The sequence below is a fragment of the Desulfosporosinus acididurans genome (assembly GCF_001029285.1).
GTDB classification, from domain to species: domain Bacteria; phylum Bacillota; class Desulfitobacteriia; order Desulfitobacteriales; family Desulfitobacteriaceae; genus Desulfosporosinus; species Desulfosporosinus acididurans.
Genome location: NZ_LDZY01000009.1, coordinates 179,443 through 194,651, shown reverse-complemented (window position 1 = coordinate 194,651; position 15,209 = coordinate 179,443). Strand labels below are relative to the sequence as shown.

General features: G+C 42.4%; 10 protein-coding genes, 1 pseudogene and 1 riboswitch. All 11 genes and pseudogenes read right to left on the bottom strand.

The features are described 5' to 3' along the window. Positions 1-349 precede the first annotated feature (349 nt). Positions 350-1,123: an ABC transporter permease gene (locus tag DEAC_RS14040; RefSeq protein WP_047810691.1), complete on the bottom strand. Its 774-nt coding sequence runs from the start codon at positions 1,121-1,123 to the stop codon at positions 350-352. Continuing rightward, positions 1,120-1,875: an ABC transporter ATP-binding protein gene (locus DEAC_RS14035; RefSeq protein WP_047810690.1), complete on the bottom strand. Its 756-nt coding sequence runs from the start codon at positions 1,873-1,875 to the stop codon at positions 1,120-1,122. Before DEAC_RS14035 ends, DEAC_RS14040 begins: the two co-directional genes overlap by 4 nt. Positions 1,876-1,890: 15 nt before the next feature. Continuing rightward, complete coding sequence (locus DEAC_RS14030) at positions 1,891-2,880, bottom strand: ABC transporter substrate-binding protein (protein WP_047810689.1); 990 nt, start codon at positions 2,878-2,880, stop codon at positions 1,891-1,893. Between the two features lie 74 nt (positions 2,881-2,954). Then, the gene (locus DEAC_RS14025) at positions 2,955-4,100 is read right to left on the bottom strand and encodes a M20/M25/M40 family metallo-hydrolase (protein WP_047810688.1); all 1,146 of its coding nucleotides are present in this window, start codon (positions 4,098-4,100) and stop codon (positions 2,955-2,957) included. A gap of 258 nt (positions 4,101-4,358) precedes the next feature. After that, positions 4,359-6,587, bottom strand: a complete 2,229-nt coding sequence (locus tag DEAC_RS14020; RefSeq protein WP_053006442.1) for a YcdB/YcdC domain-containing protein — start codon at positions 6,585-6,587, stop codon at positions 4,359-4,361. Between the two features lie 387 nt (positions 6,588-6,974). Then, positions 6,975-7,727, bottom strand: a complete 753-nt coding sequence (locus tag DEAC_RS14015) for a carbonic anhydrase (protein WP_047810687.1) — start codon at positions 7,725-7,727, stop codon at positions 6,975-6,977. A gap of 279 nt (positions 7,728-8,006) precedes the next feature. Next, positions 8,007-8,363 carry a DsrE family protein gene (locus DEAC_RS14010; RefSeq protein ID WP_047810686.1) on the bottom strand — a complete coding sequence of 119 codons (357 nt, stop codon included), beginning with the start codon at positions 8,361-8,363 and terminating at the stop codon, positions 8,007-8,009. Between the two features lie 48 nt (positions 8,364-8,411). Then, on the bottom strand, positions 8,412-8,732 hold the full coding sequence (locus tag DEAC_RS14005) for a hypothetical protein (RefSeq protein ID WP_242847162.1): 321 nt from the start codon (positions 8,730-8,732) through the stop codon (positions 8,412-8,414). 207 nt (positions 8,733-8,939) lie between these two features. After that, a riboswitch (glycine riboswitch) is annotated at positions 8,940-9,045 on the bottom strand. A gap of 3 nt (positions 9,046-9,048) precedes the next feature. Continuing rightward, positions 9,049-12,786 (bottom strand): annotated as a pseudogene (locus DEAC_RS14000) (phosphoribosylformylglycinamidine synthase); the annotation flags it as partial. A gap of 353 nt (positions 12,787-13,139) precedes the next feature. Beyond that, on the bottom strand, positions 13,140-14,234 hold the full coding sequence (locus DEAC_RS13995; RefSeq protein WP_242847161.1) for a DUF3231 family protein: 1,095 nt from the start codon (positions 14,232-14,234) through the stop codon (positions 13,140-13,142). A gap of 245 nt (positions 14,235-14,479) precedes the next feature. Then, positions 14,480-14,929 carry a C-GCAxxG-C-C family (seleno)protein gene (locus DEAC_RS13990; protein ID WP_047810683.1) on the bottom strand — a complete coding sequence of 150 codons (450 nt, stop codon included), beginning with the start codon at positions 14,927-14,929 and terminating at the stop codon, positions 14,480-14,482. Positions 14,930-15,209 lie beyond the last annotated feature (280 nt).

The following is a 15,209-nucleotide window of genomic DNA, read 5'->3' as shown; positions in this document are numbered from 1 at the left end:
AATTTGTTATGGGCTAGGTGCTTTCGTCAGCGAAGCCCCAATGTTCAGCTTTAGCTGAACGAGTTCAATTTATGGTTTAAGGCCAAACCCTTAAACTAATAACTGACCGACCGCAAAGAGGATGATTGTTTTAGGGGAAAGCTTAATATTAACTAATGCCAGATCTCTAAAATTATATCATATTAAGGATTGTCTGTTCTCATTTTAAGAACTAGAAATAGATCTCAAATAATAAGAGGCCTCTCATTCAAAGAATGAGAGGTTCACTTTTATCTTGTTTACTAAACTAATGATGCATAACATAGCAGATTTGTGTGGATACGCTCGGCCCATCGTCTTAAATTCCAAGTTAGTTATGATTATTGACATGCTGCCAACGGCATAATAAAGTCTCCAGCAAATCGACAATGATAAATAAGCCAACCCCAAGGATAGCCATCATAATGATCCCGGCAAACATTTCATCCGGTGCCGCCCGGCTCCAGGCATCCATAATAAAATATCCCAACCCCTTTGTCGTAGCAAAGGATTCGGCAAAAAACAATACGGCAATCGCTGTTCCCATACTGAGACGCAGTGAGGTCAGAACATCCGGTAAACTTGCAGGCAAGAGCACATAACGATAGATTTGCCCCCGGTTTCCTCCTAGCGAACGCAGGGAGGAAATTGTTTCGGATGGTATTTTGCGGACGGCATCCCGTGTCGTTACAAGAATCTGAAAAAAGACGATCAGAGTAATGAGAAAAATCTTGGATTGATCTCCCAAGCCTAGAAGTAAAAGAATTAGAGGAAGAAAGACAATTTTAGGGATTGGGTAAAGAAGGTAAATTAAAGGAGCTAAAAAGCGGTCAATCTTCTTCTCAAATCCCATCACCAAACCGAGGGGCAGTCCCAAACACAGGGAAATTAAGGTCGAAGCCAGAACTCGATAAGTACTAATCCAAAGGTGTGCCCCAAGATCTCCGTGCAATAGGCGCAGCGTTGCTCTAATGGCTGCGCCTGGTGTTGGTAAAAGTGGTGTCTTAAGAGCCCAGGCACCATACTGCCAAAGTGCCAGCAGAAATAACCCGGCTCCCAAATAACCCAAAAATTGTTTTCGAACGTTATCCTGGCCTTGCTTCATTCTGCCGTTCCTCCTTCTAAAAGAGAACGGATGTAGGTTGCCTTTTGAAAAAAATCGGAGGTCTGCCGATAACCTTTTTGTCCAACTTGAGGATTATGAATTTCTCCTACTATTTCTGTTGGACGGCCATTTTTAAGCACTAAGATACGGCTCCCTAGATAAACAGCCTCCTCAATACTATGAGTGACCAGAACCGTTGTCAGCCTCTCTTCCTGCCAGATCTCCAGTAAAAGTTCCTGCAGGCGCTCACGAGTAAGGGCGTCAAGGGCAGATAATGGTTCATCCATCAAGAGCAGATCGGGTTTAAGAGTTAAGGCCCTTGCTAAAGCCACTCTCTGTTTTTGTCCGCCGCTTAATTGACTGGGAAAATGATGACAGACATCTGCCAGCCCCATTTTGTGAATTATTTCATCGACCAGGCTCTGGTAGACTCTTTTAGGCTGATGTCGTACCTTCAAACCAAGTCGAACGTTTTGCTCAACATTAAGCCAGGGAAAAAGGCCATACTCTTGAAGGATAATGGCGGTCTGCTGGCGTGCCTTTTTTAAGGGTTCTCCGCCAATTGTAATCTCTCCCCCCGTCGGTCGTAGTAATCCCACGAGAAGATAGAGCAGAGTACTTTTTCCGCAGCCAGAAGGACCGATAAGGACAAGACTTTCACCAGTCTCAATGGTTAAGTTAAAATCATTATAAATCTTTACCGATGTTGTTCCTTGAACATAGGCAAGATTACAATTCGTCACTTCTATCACGGGCTGTGTTTCTCCTTATTCTTTAGGCACGAGGTTTTTGTCAACTAAATCGTTATAACTATACGCTTGGGGGATCAGCTTCTTGTCTTCCATCCATTTCATGACACTATCTATTTCTTCTGGAGTAGGCAGCTGCAGCTTAGAAAAAGTTGGTGTTTTGTAGCTCTGTTGAATAGCGGCAGGAACCTGAGCTTTTTCTAAAAACAAACGTCGGTATTGCTCTGGATGACTGCTTAAAGCTTGTCCGGCTAAACCGTAAACACGAACGGCAGCCTTTATACCCTCGGGATTATCCTGAATGCTTTTCGTGCGGAACAAAAGCACTGTTTGCGATATATTGCGATAGGTATCGTCGGCAATTAAGTGTGCTCCCTTAGCCTGAGCCAAAGAAGCCAGGGGATCAGGCAGGCAAGCGGCATTAATTTGATCGGAAAGAAGCATATCCAGACGTACAGGCATTTTAGGAATGGACATCTTCTTGACATCACTTAGTTGTACACTTTTGTCCTTGAGCATCTGATCACTGACATAATCAATAATAGAGTTTTCGGAGATTCCCAAGGTAGCTCCTTTTAGGCCTTGGAGGTCACGAATATTAGATTTGGGTGACGACAAAATGGCAAAACGCCCTTCTTGCGGGGTGGCGCCAAGGCCAATTGTCGCTATTTTTACGTCTGTTCCGATTTTTTTAAGCAAAGCAACTGCAACCAGATCTGCAACTTCGCCATCAATTTGACCAGCCTGCAAGGCTGTATCGCGTTCAACAGCGCTTGAGAAACTAACTAATTGAACTTGAACCCCTTCTTTGGCAAAAAGTCCGTCTTTTTCAGCCACATAGAAAGGAAGATTATCTTCAATCGGCAGCACACCGATTTTTACGGGAGTACTCGCCTTTGCTGATGGTTGTTTTGTTGTCGACGATGCAGCAGTTCCACATCCGGAGACAATCAAGGCTAACCCTAGAAGAAAGGGAATAACTTTAAACCAAAGACTGCTTTTTTTCATACGTTCTCTACACTCCTCAAGTTTGGCTCTAATTTATAATTCTGTAAACTATTTAACAATTACGATTTAGATCTTTAGCCTTTTACAGTTAAATTTTTAGTATTTAAACTCGTGGCTTTGATAATCTCCAGAACAAAACACGTAGTTCTCACCAGGTCTTCTTCCCTGATGTATTCATCCGTTGTATGAAGCTTTTCCATACCCGTAGATAATACGAGACAGGGAACACCGTACTTATTATAATTGTTTGCATCACTGCCTCCTCCGGTGGCAATAAATTCAGGAGTGAGGCCGGCGGCTTCCGCTGCTTTGGCCGCTAAAACAGCAATATGTGATTCTTTAGCCAGTTTAAACGGTGTATATAAGCGCTGAACCTTGATTTCTGACTCAGCCTCCATCTCCTGCGCAGAGTTTTGGAAGATTGCGCAGATTTCTGCAGTCAGACGCTCAAGTTTATTTAAGTCACGACTCCTTGATTCACAGACAACCTCCACATTTTCGGCCACAATGTTTGTCGCTATACCGCCTTGAATTGTGCCAACATTTGAAGTTGTCTCCCCGTCAAGACGTCCACAGGGAATTTTGGCGATGGCCTTCGCCGCGGCTACAATAGCATTAATCCCCTCTTCAGGAACAATTCCAGCATGGGACGCTCTGCCTTTAATGGATACATTAATTCTGTCTTGGCCAGGAGCTTCAAGAATGATTTTTCCGGGTGTCCCCCCGGAATCTAAGACAAAGCCTAAATCGGCTTTCAGTTTTGAGACATCAAGGTTCTTGGAACCATTCAGGCCGCCTTCTTCGGCAATGTTAAAGATTACTTGGATATCACCGTGAGGAAGGTTTTCTTCCTTAATGACTCTTAGAGCCTCCAAAATTGGTACAAGGCCGGATTTATCATCTGCCCCTAAAATTGTTGCTCCGGCAGAGCCTATTATTCCTTCCTTCTGAAAGGGTTCAATGTTTTGACAGGGTTTCACTGTATCCATATGAGCAGATAATAATAGAGTTGGAGCTTCCGGAAGATTACCTTTCAAATAGCCAAAGATATTTCCGCAGTTGCCGCCAATTGCCTCCCCGGCCTGATCTTCACTCACTGACAAGCCTAAATCACTTAGACGCTCTTTAAGGATGTCAGCTATTTTTCTTTCCTGACGTGTTGGAGATTCGATTTTTACTAATTCTAGAAATTCAGCTATCAATCGTTGACGATTGGGCATTTAACATTTCCCTCTCTTTACTAGATTTGTTGATTGGATCGTTGTCGAATTATTGCTTGCCCTAGTTTCACAAACATATTTATCTATTATTCAACAATTCTAGTTCAATTCCTTCTAAACTCGTTGGGCTAATCAAAAGAGCTAAATCTATTCGGCTATTTAACACTTCAAAAATAGATCCCGCAAAGAAAACTAGGCAGCCGTCAAGCTTCTGGAGCAGACGGCTGCCTAGTGACTTATACTTGCATGGAGCCTAATTTAGTTGCGCCAGGTCAGAGCTCTGAATAAATCAGCGGCGGCTTCAGCACGACTTACACCTTCGCTGGGAGCAAAATTCTGCCCTTTAACGTTGACAATTCCCGTGCTTGTCGCTAAGGCGACATAGCCCAAAGCATCAGGCGATATGTCCGCTGCATCCTGGTAATTTACCTGGTAGATATTTTTAAACTCGGCAAATTTATTAAGCTGGAGATATCGCAGAAAAAGTTTGCATAATAGTTCGCGGCTGACATAATCTCCTGACTGCAGGTTTTCTTTTAACCAGCCTTGTTCTTTGGCTTGGGTCAGAATATCCATGTCAGACAAGGAGGTATTGCCCATCACACCATAACGGCTTAAATACATAGCCCTTAAGAGTGAACCGAGAGTCATCTTATCATTAGGTTTAAAACTATTTCCATAATCAGTGAATAAGCCTGCATCTCCGAGGGCTGCGATTTCTTGCTCACCTTCAACTCCTGATATGTCGTTAAAGATGTAATGCTTTGGTCCTTTATCAAGCGGTCGGCCTTGAAAATCAAGCAATTCTCCGCTCTTGGCATCAAGAACATTCGAAGTCTGAGAACTCTGATCCTCTGCCTTAGGAAGGTATACTAAGCGGACATCTCCAGGAATCCCATTGGAATAAATTCGCACATAGGTCAACGTCATGGGACGCAGATTTAAAAAATCCTGAACTGCTTGATCTTTACTTAATGTTCCTGTCGGATCAGGGAAAGCAGGTTCAGACCAGTTCAAATCGTAATTAACAATGGTCCCGTCAGTAGGTTCTACAGTAACAGTCATTACATTATTGAAAAAATCAATTCCGTTGACAATGCGATGGTAGGTGAAATTGTTCGCATTATAAAGTAAAACGGCTTTTTCAGCCTGATCACTATTGTCGTCCGCATCAAAAGTTACTTGACTAAAACGGCTTGGCTGAACTTTTTTAAGAAAATCCTCAGCTATCTTTTGCATGGCTGTATGGTCTAGTTTGGGTTCTCTTTTTTCTGCGGGTTGATAGCCACGATTAAAACTCAATAATTCTCCTGTTGCAGCATCGATTCTGGCGCTCAGATATTGAGCTTTACCCTCGGAGGTTTCCGGGTTGGGGGTGAACCAATCAAAACTCCAAACACTATTGTTTCCGTTGCGCCAGTCGGTACTTAAGTTCGCACTTCGCAGAGTTAAATTGTCCGGTATACTAAGCAAGCGTTTTACATCTGCAATAGCTTCATCCTGTTTTATGAGTTTCGCGGTCTTATCTACCTCTTGCTGTTCCTGAGGAGTCAAGCTCTGTGAACTATGAACAGCAGAACTGGTACTTCCCGCTTTATCTCCCATGCCGCCATCCACTGAGTTCTGAGCAATCCAGTCACCGGGATTTAGCTTAAGAGGTTCACCTGTCAGGGCATCAATCGCTCCAGCGCTCGGGCTGGATAATTGATAAACGAGTTTTGCATCTTGCTTTTGCCCCGTTGTCAGGACCCGGTAAGGTGTGGGCATCCAATATTGAAGTTTAAAAAACGGTAATGAAGCAAAAGCTTGCTTCGCTTGAGCTTCACTAATTGCATTTTTATTCTCCGGGAAGTTAACATCACTCCAATTTAGCATATAGGAAATGATGTGTCCGTCACTGCCGGAAACTTGAATATCTACACCATTGCCCGCAAAAGGAACATTGTTAACCAGTCGCCGATAATGAAACGTATAGGTAACCGGTCCGTAATTATTAAGAGGTACAACCTCTTGGTCATTAGTTATTTGTTTGATCTCTTTGGCCCGCTCTGGCAAGAGCCGGGTCAAAAGCGAATCGCAGATTTTTTGGGCCTCAGCTTTGGAAACCTTCGGAAGGCCTGAACTTGACGCCGGGTCATCATTTTTCCAATAATTAATACTCAAAATATCCCCATTAACAGCATTTACCTCGGCTGAAAAATCTCCTCCTTTATCCGGGTTATTCCAATGAAGTGACCAAGATTGCCGCTCGTCATTGGTACTATAATTAGATGTAAAGTTTGATAAATCACTTGGTATGTTAAAATTTGCTTTTACAATCTGAAGAGCTTTTTCTAGCGTGATTTTAGGCGATGTCACTCCAACGGAAACGGCTGTTGTCGAAGAAGCGGAAGTCTTTTCAGCTGCCAAAACGGGAAATGAATACATTTGGAATAAAAAAGCCATTGTCACAACCCCTGCCATAGCTTTTTTATAATTTTGAATCATCCTTATTCCTACCTTTCTTCAGTTCTCTTAAAACTAATAATTGATTGCCTCCTTTTCAGATAATTTTTTCATAACTAGCAATTGTTTTCCAGTTCGAATCAGTTCCTTGCTCAGATAATAAAGCTTGCTTCATATTTCTTATTATAAAATATAGAAAGTTGGAACATCGGCTTTTCTAACAGAAAATTTTCCGACACCAATTTACAATAATCGCATTGTATATTTATCCAGTTTTCAAGTTGGCAAAAGCACGATCACCTGATTCAGCCATAATTAGTGGATAGTTTCATAAATATAGGCAGTAACAATCGAAGTTTGATCATTACTGCCTATGGTATGAATTATTCTTTAATTCAGTTTTATAGAACTTTCTTGAAAGACATTGCCCTAATTCAGAATTGATACTCCCCCTTCGTCCAAGTCATATTTTGATCCAATAATTTGAAGCTGTTTTTTCTCGAGAGCTTCTTTTAAGATTGAACTCTTTTTAAGGTCTTGAACAGAGCTCTGAATATTCAAGTTCACGCATTGTTCGATCAATGGGTTTCCTGATAAGCCGTCTGACTCTGCTCGAATAACTGAAGGAGTAATTTTGGCAATCACAGCAGAAATGCTTCCCTTCGTTTCTCCTCCTTCTACGGCAGCCGTGACCGCCCCGCAGCTTTCATGGCCAAGCACGACGACTAAAGGAACCTTTAGATGTTCAACGGCATATTCAACGCTCCCCAGTTCAACCGGTGTTATGACATTTCCTGCCACCCGAATGACGAATAAATCACCAAGAGCTTGATCAAATAACATTTCTGGAGGGACTCTTGAATCGGAGCAGCTGACAATCACTGCAAAGGGGTGCTGCCCATTCCGCAATAAGTCAGTGCGTCTGGTTATACTAATATCTTTATTTAACACCTTTCCTGCTTTAAAGCGCTGGTTTCCTTCCAGAAGAAGCTGCATTGCCGCTTCAGGAGAGGTAACCTTTTCCATTCGCTGATAAACTGGAACGCTAGAGGTTTCTAGAACAGTACTGTTCTTGTCGGCTGAAGGAATCGCAGGCGTTGGATATGATGACTGATGACATCCGCTTAGAAGAATCAACAGACCTAACAGGGTTACGCAGATATAGGAAGATGACCGGTTCATGAAAATCTCTCCTTTATCATAGATAATTTATATCTTCAGTGTAACCCAAACTAGCCTAGTACTAATCAATGATAAGTAACTATTAAAGAGGTATGAATGAAAGAAAATCGCAAGCGAACTCGGGAGACCTACTCCCACTTAAGAAGTGGAAGTCTTACGATTGGATAAAAATATACCCTATAGATTGGCCGACACAGCGTCTTATCTGTGTCCAACTATAGGGTACAGCTTAATATTCCTGTTCCTTACTTATTATGTCCTTTTAAAGTGGTCAGGCAATTAAAATGAGAACACTTTTGATTCTGCCGCCAGATCGATTAATTTACCGGCGGTTGATAATTGTGCGCCTTTGATAAATTGATCCTCCCCAAAGAGTCTGGTTCGAGCACAGGGAGTGCATACATAAAAGGAAACATTTTGACTGATGAGATAGTCCAGATATTGTTTCGCATTATCTCCTGTCGGTGCCGTTACACCATCTGCCAGTCCCAAAATTGCATAAGAAACGGCATCATCAACTAAGAAAATATTAACTTCATGCCCTTTTTCCTTGGCGACTTTCGCCAGTTGAAAAGCCCTTGTAGCGCGAACAGGATCCTCTAGTCCACGACTCAGCACAAATAAAAATTTTTCCATAGCTAATTTCCTCCTCTACGTTTTTGGGGATAGGGAGATCAAATCATCTTATACATCCTCCACTTCTTTGGTTGGGCAAGTCTTGCTGAGATCTATTTCTGCAGTTATCTCTTTCCAATCAGCTTCTTTAATGTTGATGGATTCCAGTAAAAGTATAAGATCTGATCTGCCAAAATAAGCCGGATTTCCTTGGGGGTCGAGTGTCATAAGGACAACCGGCATGCCAGGAAATACCGGAAGCATAGCTTTAATAATCATAATCGCATTATCTGAGTCACGGAAGATGGGGCGTTGTACTGAAATCACCGCAATAGTTTTACCTTGTTCTGTTACGACAGCTGCTTCAAATTTACTTTCCAAGTCATTCATCTCCTAATTCTTGTGTTGAAGATCAGTGTGAATTTTTCAAATCATTACCATGAACTCGTTCAGCTAAAGCTGAACATGGGAGTTTTAAAAACCGGATAAATTATGCCCATAAAAATCAACTAAGCATATGTCTTCGACATACAATTCTGAAACCCTGCAAAAGAAATGCTTTATTAAAATATAACTGTATATCGACCTAGCTTAACCTTACCCATTTCGGTGGCTTTGCCTGAGGAATTCTTGAGATTTATCCTCTAAAATAATTTACACCGCCGGCAAAAATCGGCTGATATTTATCTCCCGGAATATTAAGTGCCACTCCATAGCCCGTTCTTTCAGAATGAGCCATCTTACCTAAGATTCTTCCATCGGGACTGGTAATTCCTTCGATAGCCTCGTATGAACCATTGGGATTATACTCAATGTGGTTGCTCGGGTCACCCTTGAAATCCACATACTGGGTCGCAATTTGTCCCTTGGCCTCCAACATCTCAATGACCTTTGCACTGGCAACGAAACGCCCTTCTCCATGGGATACTGGAATTGTATGAATATCACCAAGAGAAACTCCGCTAAACCACGGCGATAAAACAGAAACAATTTTGGTCTGAACCATACAGGAAACATGCCGGCCAATCTTATTGTACGTCAGAGTCGGCGCTTCTGAGGTTAAATCTAATATCTCTCCGTAAGGTACTAAGCCGAGCTTGATCAACGCTTGGAAGCCATTACAAATTCCCAGCATAAGCCCGTCACGTTTGTTTAAAAGCTCCGAAACCGCCTCTTTAATCCGAGGGTTTCGGAACATTGTGGCGATAAATTTACCGGAGCCGTCAGGTTCATCTCCGGCGCTGAAACCACCTGCCAGCATGACGATCTGGGCTTGACCAATCTTTTTCGTCAATTCCATAATGGACTGTTCGACATCGGAAGGCGTTAAATTGCGGATAATTAGGGTTTCTGCGTCTGCTCCCGCTTTCTCGAAGGCTCTTGCGGAGTCATATTCACAGTTGGTACCGGGAAAAACAGGAATCAAGACCTTCGGTCTGGCAATTTTCAAGGATGGTTTTTGTGTATGGCGTGACTTAAAACGTATTGATCTTGGTTCAGGCATGGTTTCAGTCCGAGTAGAAAAAATTCTCTCTAAAGGTTGTTCCCAGGCCTTTTGGGCTTCTTCTACCGCAAGAGAAACTCCATTAACTGTAATCATTGGATCATCCTGAGTTGTCCCGAGGAATTCATAGACGACATCCCCAAAGATCTGGTCCAATTCAATGGAGTCTTGAATCTCGAGAATGAGTGATCCATAATCAGCGCTAAAGAGCCGCTGAAAGTCCATTGGTTCCGTAATCGTTAGCCCTAGGCGATTCCCGAAGGACATTTTACTGACAGCAGCAGCAAGCCCTCCCATGCCAACGGTGTGTGAAGCTAAAACGTATCCCGCTTGGATTAGTTCAGAGACTTTACGGTAGTTTTTAGCAAGCTGGTCAAAGTTGGGAATTTCTTGGTTATCGCGCAGGGAAGGAATTAAGACAACCTTGCTGCCAGCCTTTTTGAACTCTTGAGATACGACCTTGTCCACATCAAGAACATTAACGGCAAAGGCTACTAAGGTGGGCGGTACATTTAAATCCATAAAGGTCCCTGACATACTGTCTTTCCCGCCGATAGCCGGTATTTGGAGTTTTTTCTGAGCATAAAACCCTCCTAACAAAGCACTGAAGGGTTTTCCCCATTTTTCCGGATCAGAACCAAGTTTTTCAAAATACTCTTGAAGGGTTAAACGAACATTACGGTAGTCTCCTCCTAAGGCGACGATTTTAGTAACAGCATGGACAACAGCATAGAGAGCTCCATGGAAAGGACTCCATTTGGCCAGCTGTGGATTATAGCCATAGGTCATTACTGTGGCAGCCTTCGAATCACCGCTCTGCATCGGAAGTTTGGCAACCATTCCCTCAGCAGGTGTCGCCTGGTATTTTCCGCCTAAAGGCATTAACACCGTCGACATGCCAATGCTGCTGTCAAACCTCTCCACAAGGCCTTTCTGACTGCATACATTCAGATCCTGCAAATTCGCAAGCCATGCCTTGACAAGCAGATTGGCATCCTTCGTCTCAGTGTTGAAGGAACTAAGTGCAGCGGGCAGCGTTTTAAAGTAATTGTTGGATGACTCCGGCAGATTCACCCGTACTTTAGTCGTTTGTTTAATACCATTGGTATTTAAAAACTCTCTGCTCAAATCAACGATGGTCTCACTTCTCCAAGACATTTTAAGTCTTGGGTTAGAACTTACATGAGCAACTAAGGTCGCTTCTAAGTTCTCCTCGCGGGCAAAGGCAATAAAAGGTTCTAAATTTTCCGCACTGATGACGACAGCCATCCGTTCTTGAGATTCAGAAATCGCCAGTTCTGTGCCATCCAGTCCTTCATATTTTTTCGGAACAGCGTCAAGATTAATCTCTAAACCCTCGGTTAATTCTCCGATAGCGACAGAAACGCCGCCTGCTCCGAAATCGTTGCAGCGTTTTATCATCGTACTAACCTCCGGCTTACGGAACAAGCGCTGAATCTTACGTTCCGTGGGAGGATTTCCTTTTTGAACCTCAGCCCCGCAGGTTAACAAAGACTCCGAAGTGTGCTCTTTAGACGAACCCGTTGCCCCGCCGCATCCGTCACGGCCGGTTCTTCCGCCGACCAGAACGACAACGTCTCCTGGTTCTGGAACCTCCCGGACAACATTTTTGCGGGGAGCTGCAGCTATAACTGCCCCAACTTCCATCCGTTTAGCCATAAAACCTTCATCATAGACTTCGGCAACTTGTCCTGTTGCCAATCCTATTTGGTTGCCGTAAGAGCTATAACCGGCGGCCGCACCCTGCGTAATTTTTCGCTGAGGCAATTTCCCCTCTAAGGTATCTTCCAGTTTGCCTCTGGGATCGCCGCTTCCTGTGACGCGCATGGCCTGGTAGACATAGGTCCTCCCTGACAGGGGATCGCGAATAGCTCCTCCCAAGCAAGTTGCCGCGCCCCCGAACGGTTCTATTTCTGTAGGATGATTATGAGTTTCATTTTTAAACATGACTAGCCACTCTTCAGATTGGCCATCATGGTCTAAGTTAACAACTATACTGCAGGCATTGATCTCCTCCGATTCATCGAGATCAGGAAGCAGCCCCTTCTTTTTCAATTCTTTCATTCCTATAACCGCCAGGTCCATAAGGCAGATATCGCGATGGTCTGTCTTTTCAGCATAAACGAAATCCCGAGATGCAAGATAGTCCTGATAGGAATTAAGCAGAGGGTCAGAAAAATCCCCGGAAGGGATAATAACTTCTTCTATTTTGGTATTAAAGGTAGTATGGCGGCAATGATCAGACCAATATGTGTCAATGACTCGAATTTCCGTAAGCGTTGGATTCCGCTTCTCGGTGTCACGAAAATAGGACTGACAAAACATCAGATCCTGAAAACTCATAGCTAAACCCGCTTGATGAAAAAACTCCCTAAGACCCTCTGGTGATTTTTGCGTAAAATCAGAAATCACTTCTACATTAGGCGGAAGGACGGATTCAAATTCCAGAGAATTGGGCTTATCTAAAGAAGCTTCCCGGGATTCCACCGGATTGATGCAATAATGTTTAATGGCTTGAAAATCTTCTTCAGTTAACGAACCTGTTAAAATAATAACTTTTGCAGAAGCAATCGCCGGCCGTTCTTTCTGCGTAAGAATTTGAAGACATTGAGCAGCTGAATCCGCCCGCTGATCATATTGACCGGGGAGGTATTCCATGGCAAAAACTCTGTCTTGAGCCGAGATATCCAAGCGTTCATCGTAAATTGAATCAAGAGGCGGCTCAGCAAAAATGATTGAGCGGGATTGTTGGTATTCTTCATCTGTAATTCCGGAAATGTCGTAACGATTGATAATCCGGACACCTGACAAAGAATTGATGCCTAAGTTTTCGCGCAGATCGCTTAATAATCCTTGAGCCTCGATATCATAACCAGGTTTTTTTTCAACATAGATCCTCTTGACAGTTTGTGATTCCATACTTACCTCCAACCTTCATTTGCCTTGAACTAAAAATATGTTTTTAAGGCTTAATTGCTAAAAATATGTTTAAGGCCATAGCGCTTTGTCTATGACCTTGTTGCCAAGTATTCTCACATCATCGATAACTTGTTATGGCTTTGCTTGCATAATACCATGATTCGAACAGAAATAAAAGCCGCTCTTTGAATTGGCAACTTTGTGAAAAGTGTGACGCATTCCTCTAACCCACTCCCACTTACAAGAAGTAGGAGTCTTACGATTGGATAAAAAAAGAGCAGCCATGCTCTTTTTATCCTTATTCCCATTCTTTTTATTATTGGGGTAATTATGTATAAGTTCTGCCCTCAAAATTAATGAGTTAATTTTCGACGATTTGCAGTTTCTGGGACCTTTTCCATCCAGCCATTTTTAATCAATAAATCCGAACCGCTTTTAGCAATAGCTAGTATCTCAGTCATAAGCTTCATATAGGTTGCAATGACATCTTTTCTCGTAATTCTCGAAAGCCCAGTCCCATAAGCTGAAAGAATATAGGCGACAATCGTTGTTGTATGAAACAACATTAGACGGTCACTGAATGGGGATTCTTGTGAGTCTGTAACGCGATAGTCAATTATTTCCGGCCCGGGTAATCCCTCTTCCTCTAATATCTCCCGGAGTACATTAATATGTTTGACAGCAAGTTTGGCTCCGTTATTAAAAAACCTTCTGATTTCATCCGATTTGACAACCTGGGCAAAACCTACCTTCACAATTTTTACGACCACTTTAAAATCCAATATAGCTAAGATATTACTAATTTCAAGAGCGTTGAGCGGTCTAGTTGCTCCAAAAAATGACCCGTAATAATCCTTATCATGAACATACTCTACTTCGTGCGGTAGTACAATGTAGGGGGTCTTCGGAAAAACGCCCTTAGCTAAGAGAACGTCATCGGTTCTTTGAATTAAATCTTTCGAACTCTCGATAAATCCGGCGAATAGCTGTCTAATATCCGAACGGGAAGACTCACTAAACGCTAAAGCATAATTTTGTATGATGAACTTTTGCATCATTCTTATATATCGGACACCGGAGGTTTCATCATACAATCGCGGGGCATCGAGATTGACATCCTTATCTCCAAAGCCTTCCGGAGTAGGGTATTGCAGCAAATTGAATATATTCCTGAGAGACTGAAGATTTTGACTTGAAAGGTTCAGAGATGAAAGCATAATCTTGTAATAATCTTGATCCTCACATTTGGCAACCATATATTTTTGGAAGGTCTCCGCCATACTTTCTGCTATATAGGCTGACCATAGATGGTTAATTTCAGCAACCGTAATAGGTATATCTGCCACATTATGCTGGATAGAACTAATCTGAGTGTTATCATATTTTTCGCCGTTATTAATTATTTCTCCACTTTCCATACTGGAATCAATCAGCTGTCCCTTTTCCATGTTAGAGCATCCTCCCTAAAACCTTAAGTGTTTTTAATATCATCTTCAATTAGGAGAAAAACTCTTCAAGTATATTTTACCATATCATTTATTCAATCATATGGCTCTAAGTGGGAGTGGTTCCCATACATTAACTCGTTAGGAAAACCACAAAATTTTAGCACAACCCTTTGAGTAGATCTCATGATTTCTACAGATAGGATTGTGCTAAGATTACGTTTAGGTTTTTGCCTCATGTAAAGCAGCTATTTCTCCGCTAATGTCAGCTTTTTTTCCAAAATGAACTCCATCAGAAGTTTGGCAGTTCCTCCCGTTAGTTTTAAACAATGCTTTAAATGTTCCGGGGAATCAAAATCGTGGGGATTTAAAACTCGACAACATGTTCCTCCAAATTGGTCGGAAAAACGGTCATGAAATTCGTGGGCCAGATTATAAAGCGGTTCCCGATCTTGTTGGTGAGTGATGCGTCCTTGGTAAAGCCCCAAAACCATCACCGAACTTGTCAAGGCACCGCACATGCAGCCGGCATGCCCTAGCCCTCCTCCAAACCCAGTCGCCATTTTCAAACTCTCAGAACTTAGGGGATTGTTAAGCAGTTCGTTAAAGGCATGAAGAATTGATTCCGAACAATTAAAACCTTCTTTGAATTTGTTTCCAGCCCGCGAACGAGCCTCTAAAACCACGTCATCGTTCATAGGTAACCTCCTTAACACAATTTAATTTAATTAAAGCTTACCTAATAATTCTAGATATATCTCAATATTCCTACTATTCAAATTAAAAAGTTTTCTAGGTACGATGGAAATACTTCCTGGCAGATTCAATACAAATTTCTATCTTATAGATATTTAATTCTTATCCAATTAATAACAAACTTCCAAGGAATTTATGGATTTTAGAAACAATCGATTTTTTCGCAATCTATGATACTCCCTTGCGATGAATGGGTGTTAGTAAAAACGACCGTAACGAGGG

Bases quoted from the DNA above. Each gene is read 5' to 3' on its own strand.
- DEAC_RS14040 (WP_047810691.1), bottom strand. From the start codon at position 1,123: ATGAAGCAAGGCCAGGATAACGTTCGAAAACAATTTTTGGGTTATTTG.
- DEAC_RS14030 (WP_047810689.1), bottom strand. From the start codon at position 2,880: ATGAAAAAAAGCAGTCTTTGGTTTAAAGTTATTCCCTTTCTTCTAGGG.
- DEAC_RS14025 (WP_047810688.1), bottom strand. From the start codon at position 4,100: ATGCCCAATCGTCAACGATTGATAGCTGAATTTCTAGAATTAGTAAAA.
- DEAC_RS14020 (WP_053006442.1), bottom strand. From the start codon at position 6,587: ATGATTCAAAATTATAAAAAAGCTATGGCAGGGGTTGTGACAATGGCT.
- DEAC_RS14015 (WP_047810687.1), bottom strand. From the start codon at position 7,727: ATGAACCGGTCATCTTCCTATATCTGCGTAACCCTGTTAGGTCTGTTG.
- DEAC_RS14010 (WP_047810686.1), bottom strand. From the start codon at position 8,363: ATGGAAAAATTTTTATTTGTGCTGAGTCGTGGACTAGAGGATCCTGTT.
- DEAC_RS14005 (WP_242847162.1), bottom strand. From the start codon at position 8,732: ATGAATGACTTGGAAAGTAAATTTGAAGCAGCTGTCGTAACAGAACAA.
- DEAC_RS13995 (WP_242847161.1), bottom strand. From the start codon at position 14,234: ATGGAAAAGGGACAGCTGATTGATTCCAGTATGGAAAGTGGAGAAATA.
- DEAC_RS13990 (WP_047810683.1), bottom strand. From the start codon at position 14,929: ATGAACGATGACGTGGTTTTAGAGGCTCGTTCGCGGGCTGGAAACAAA.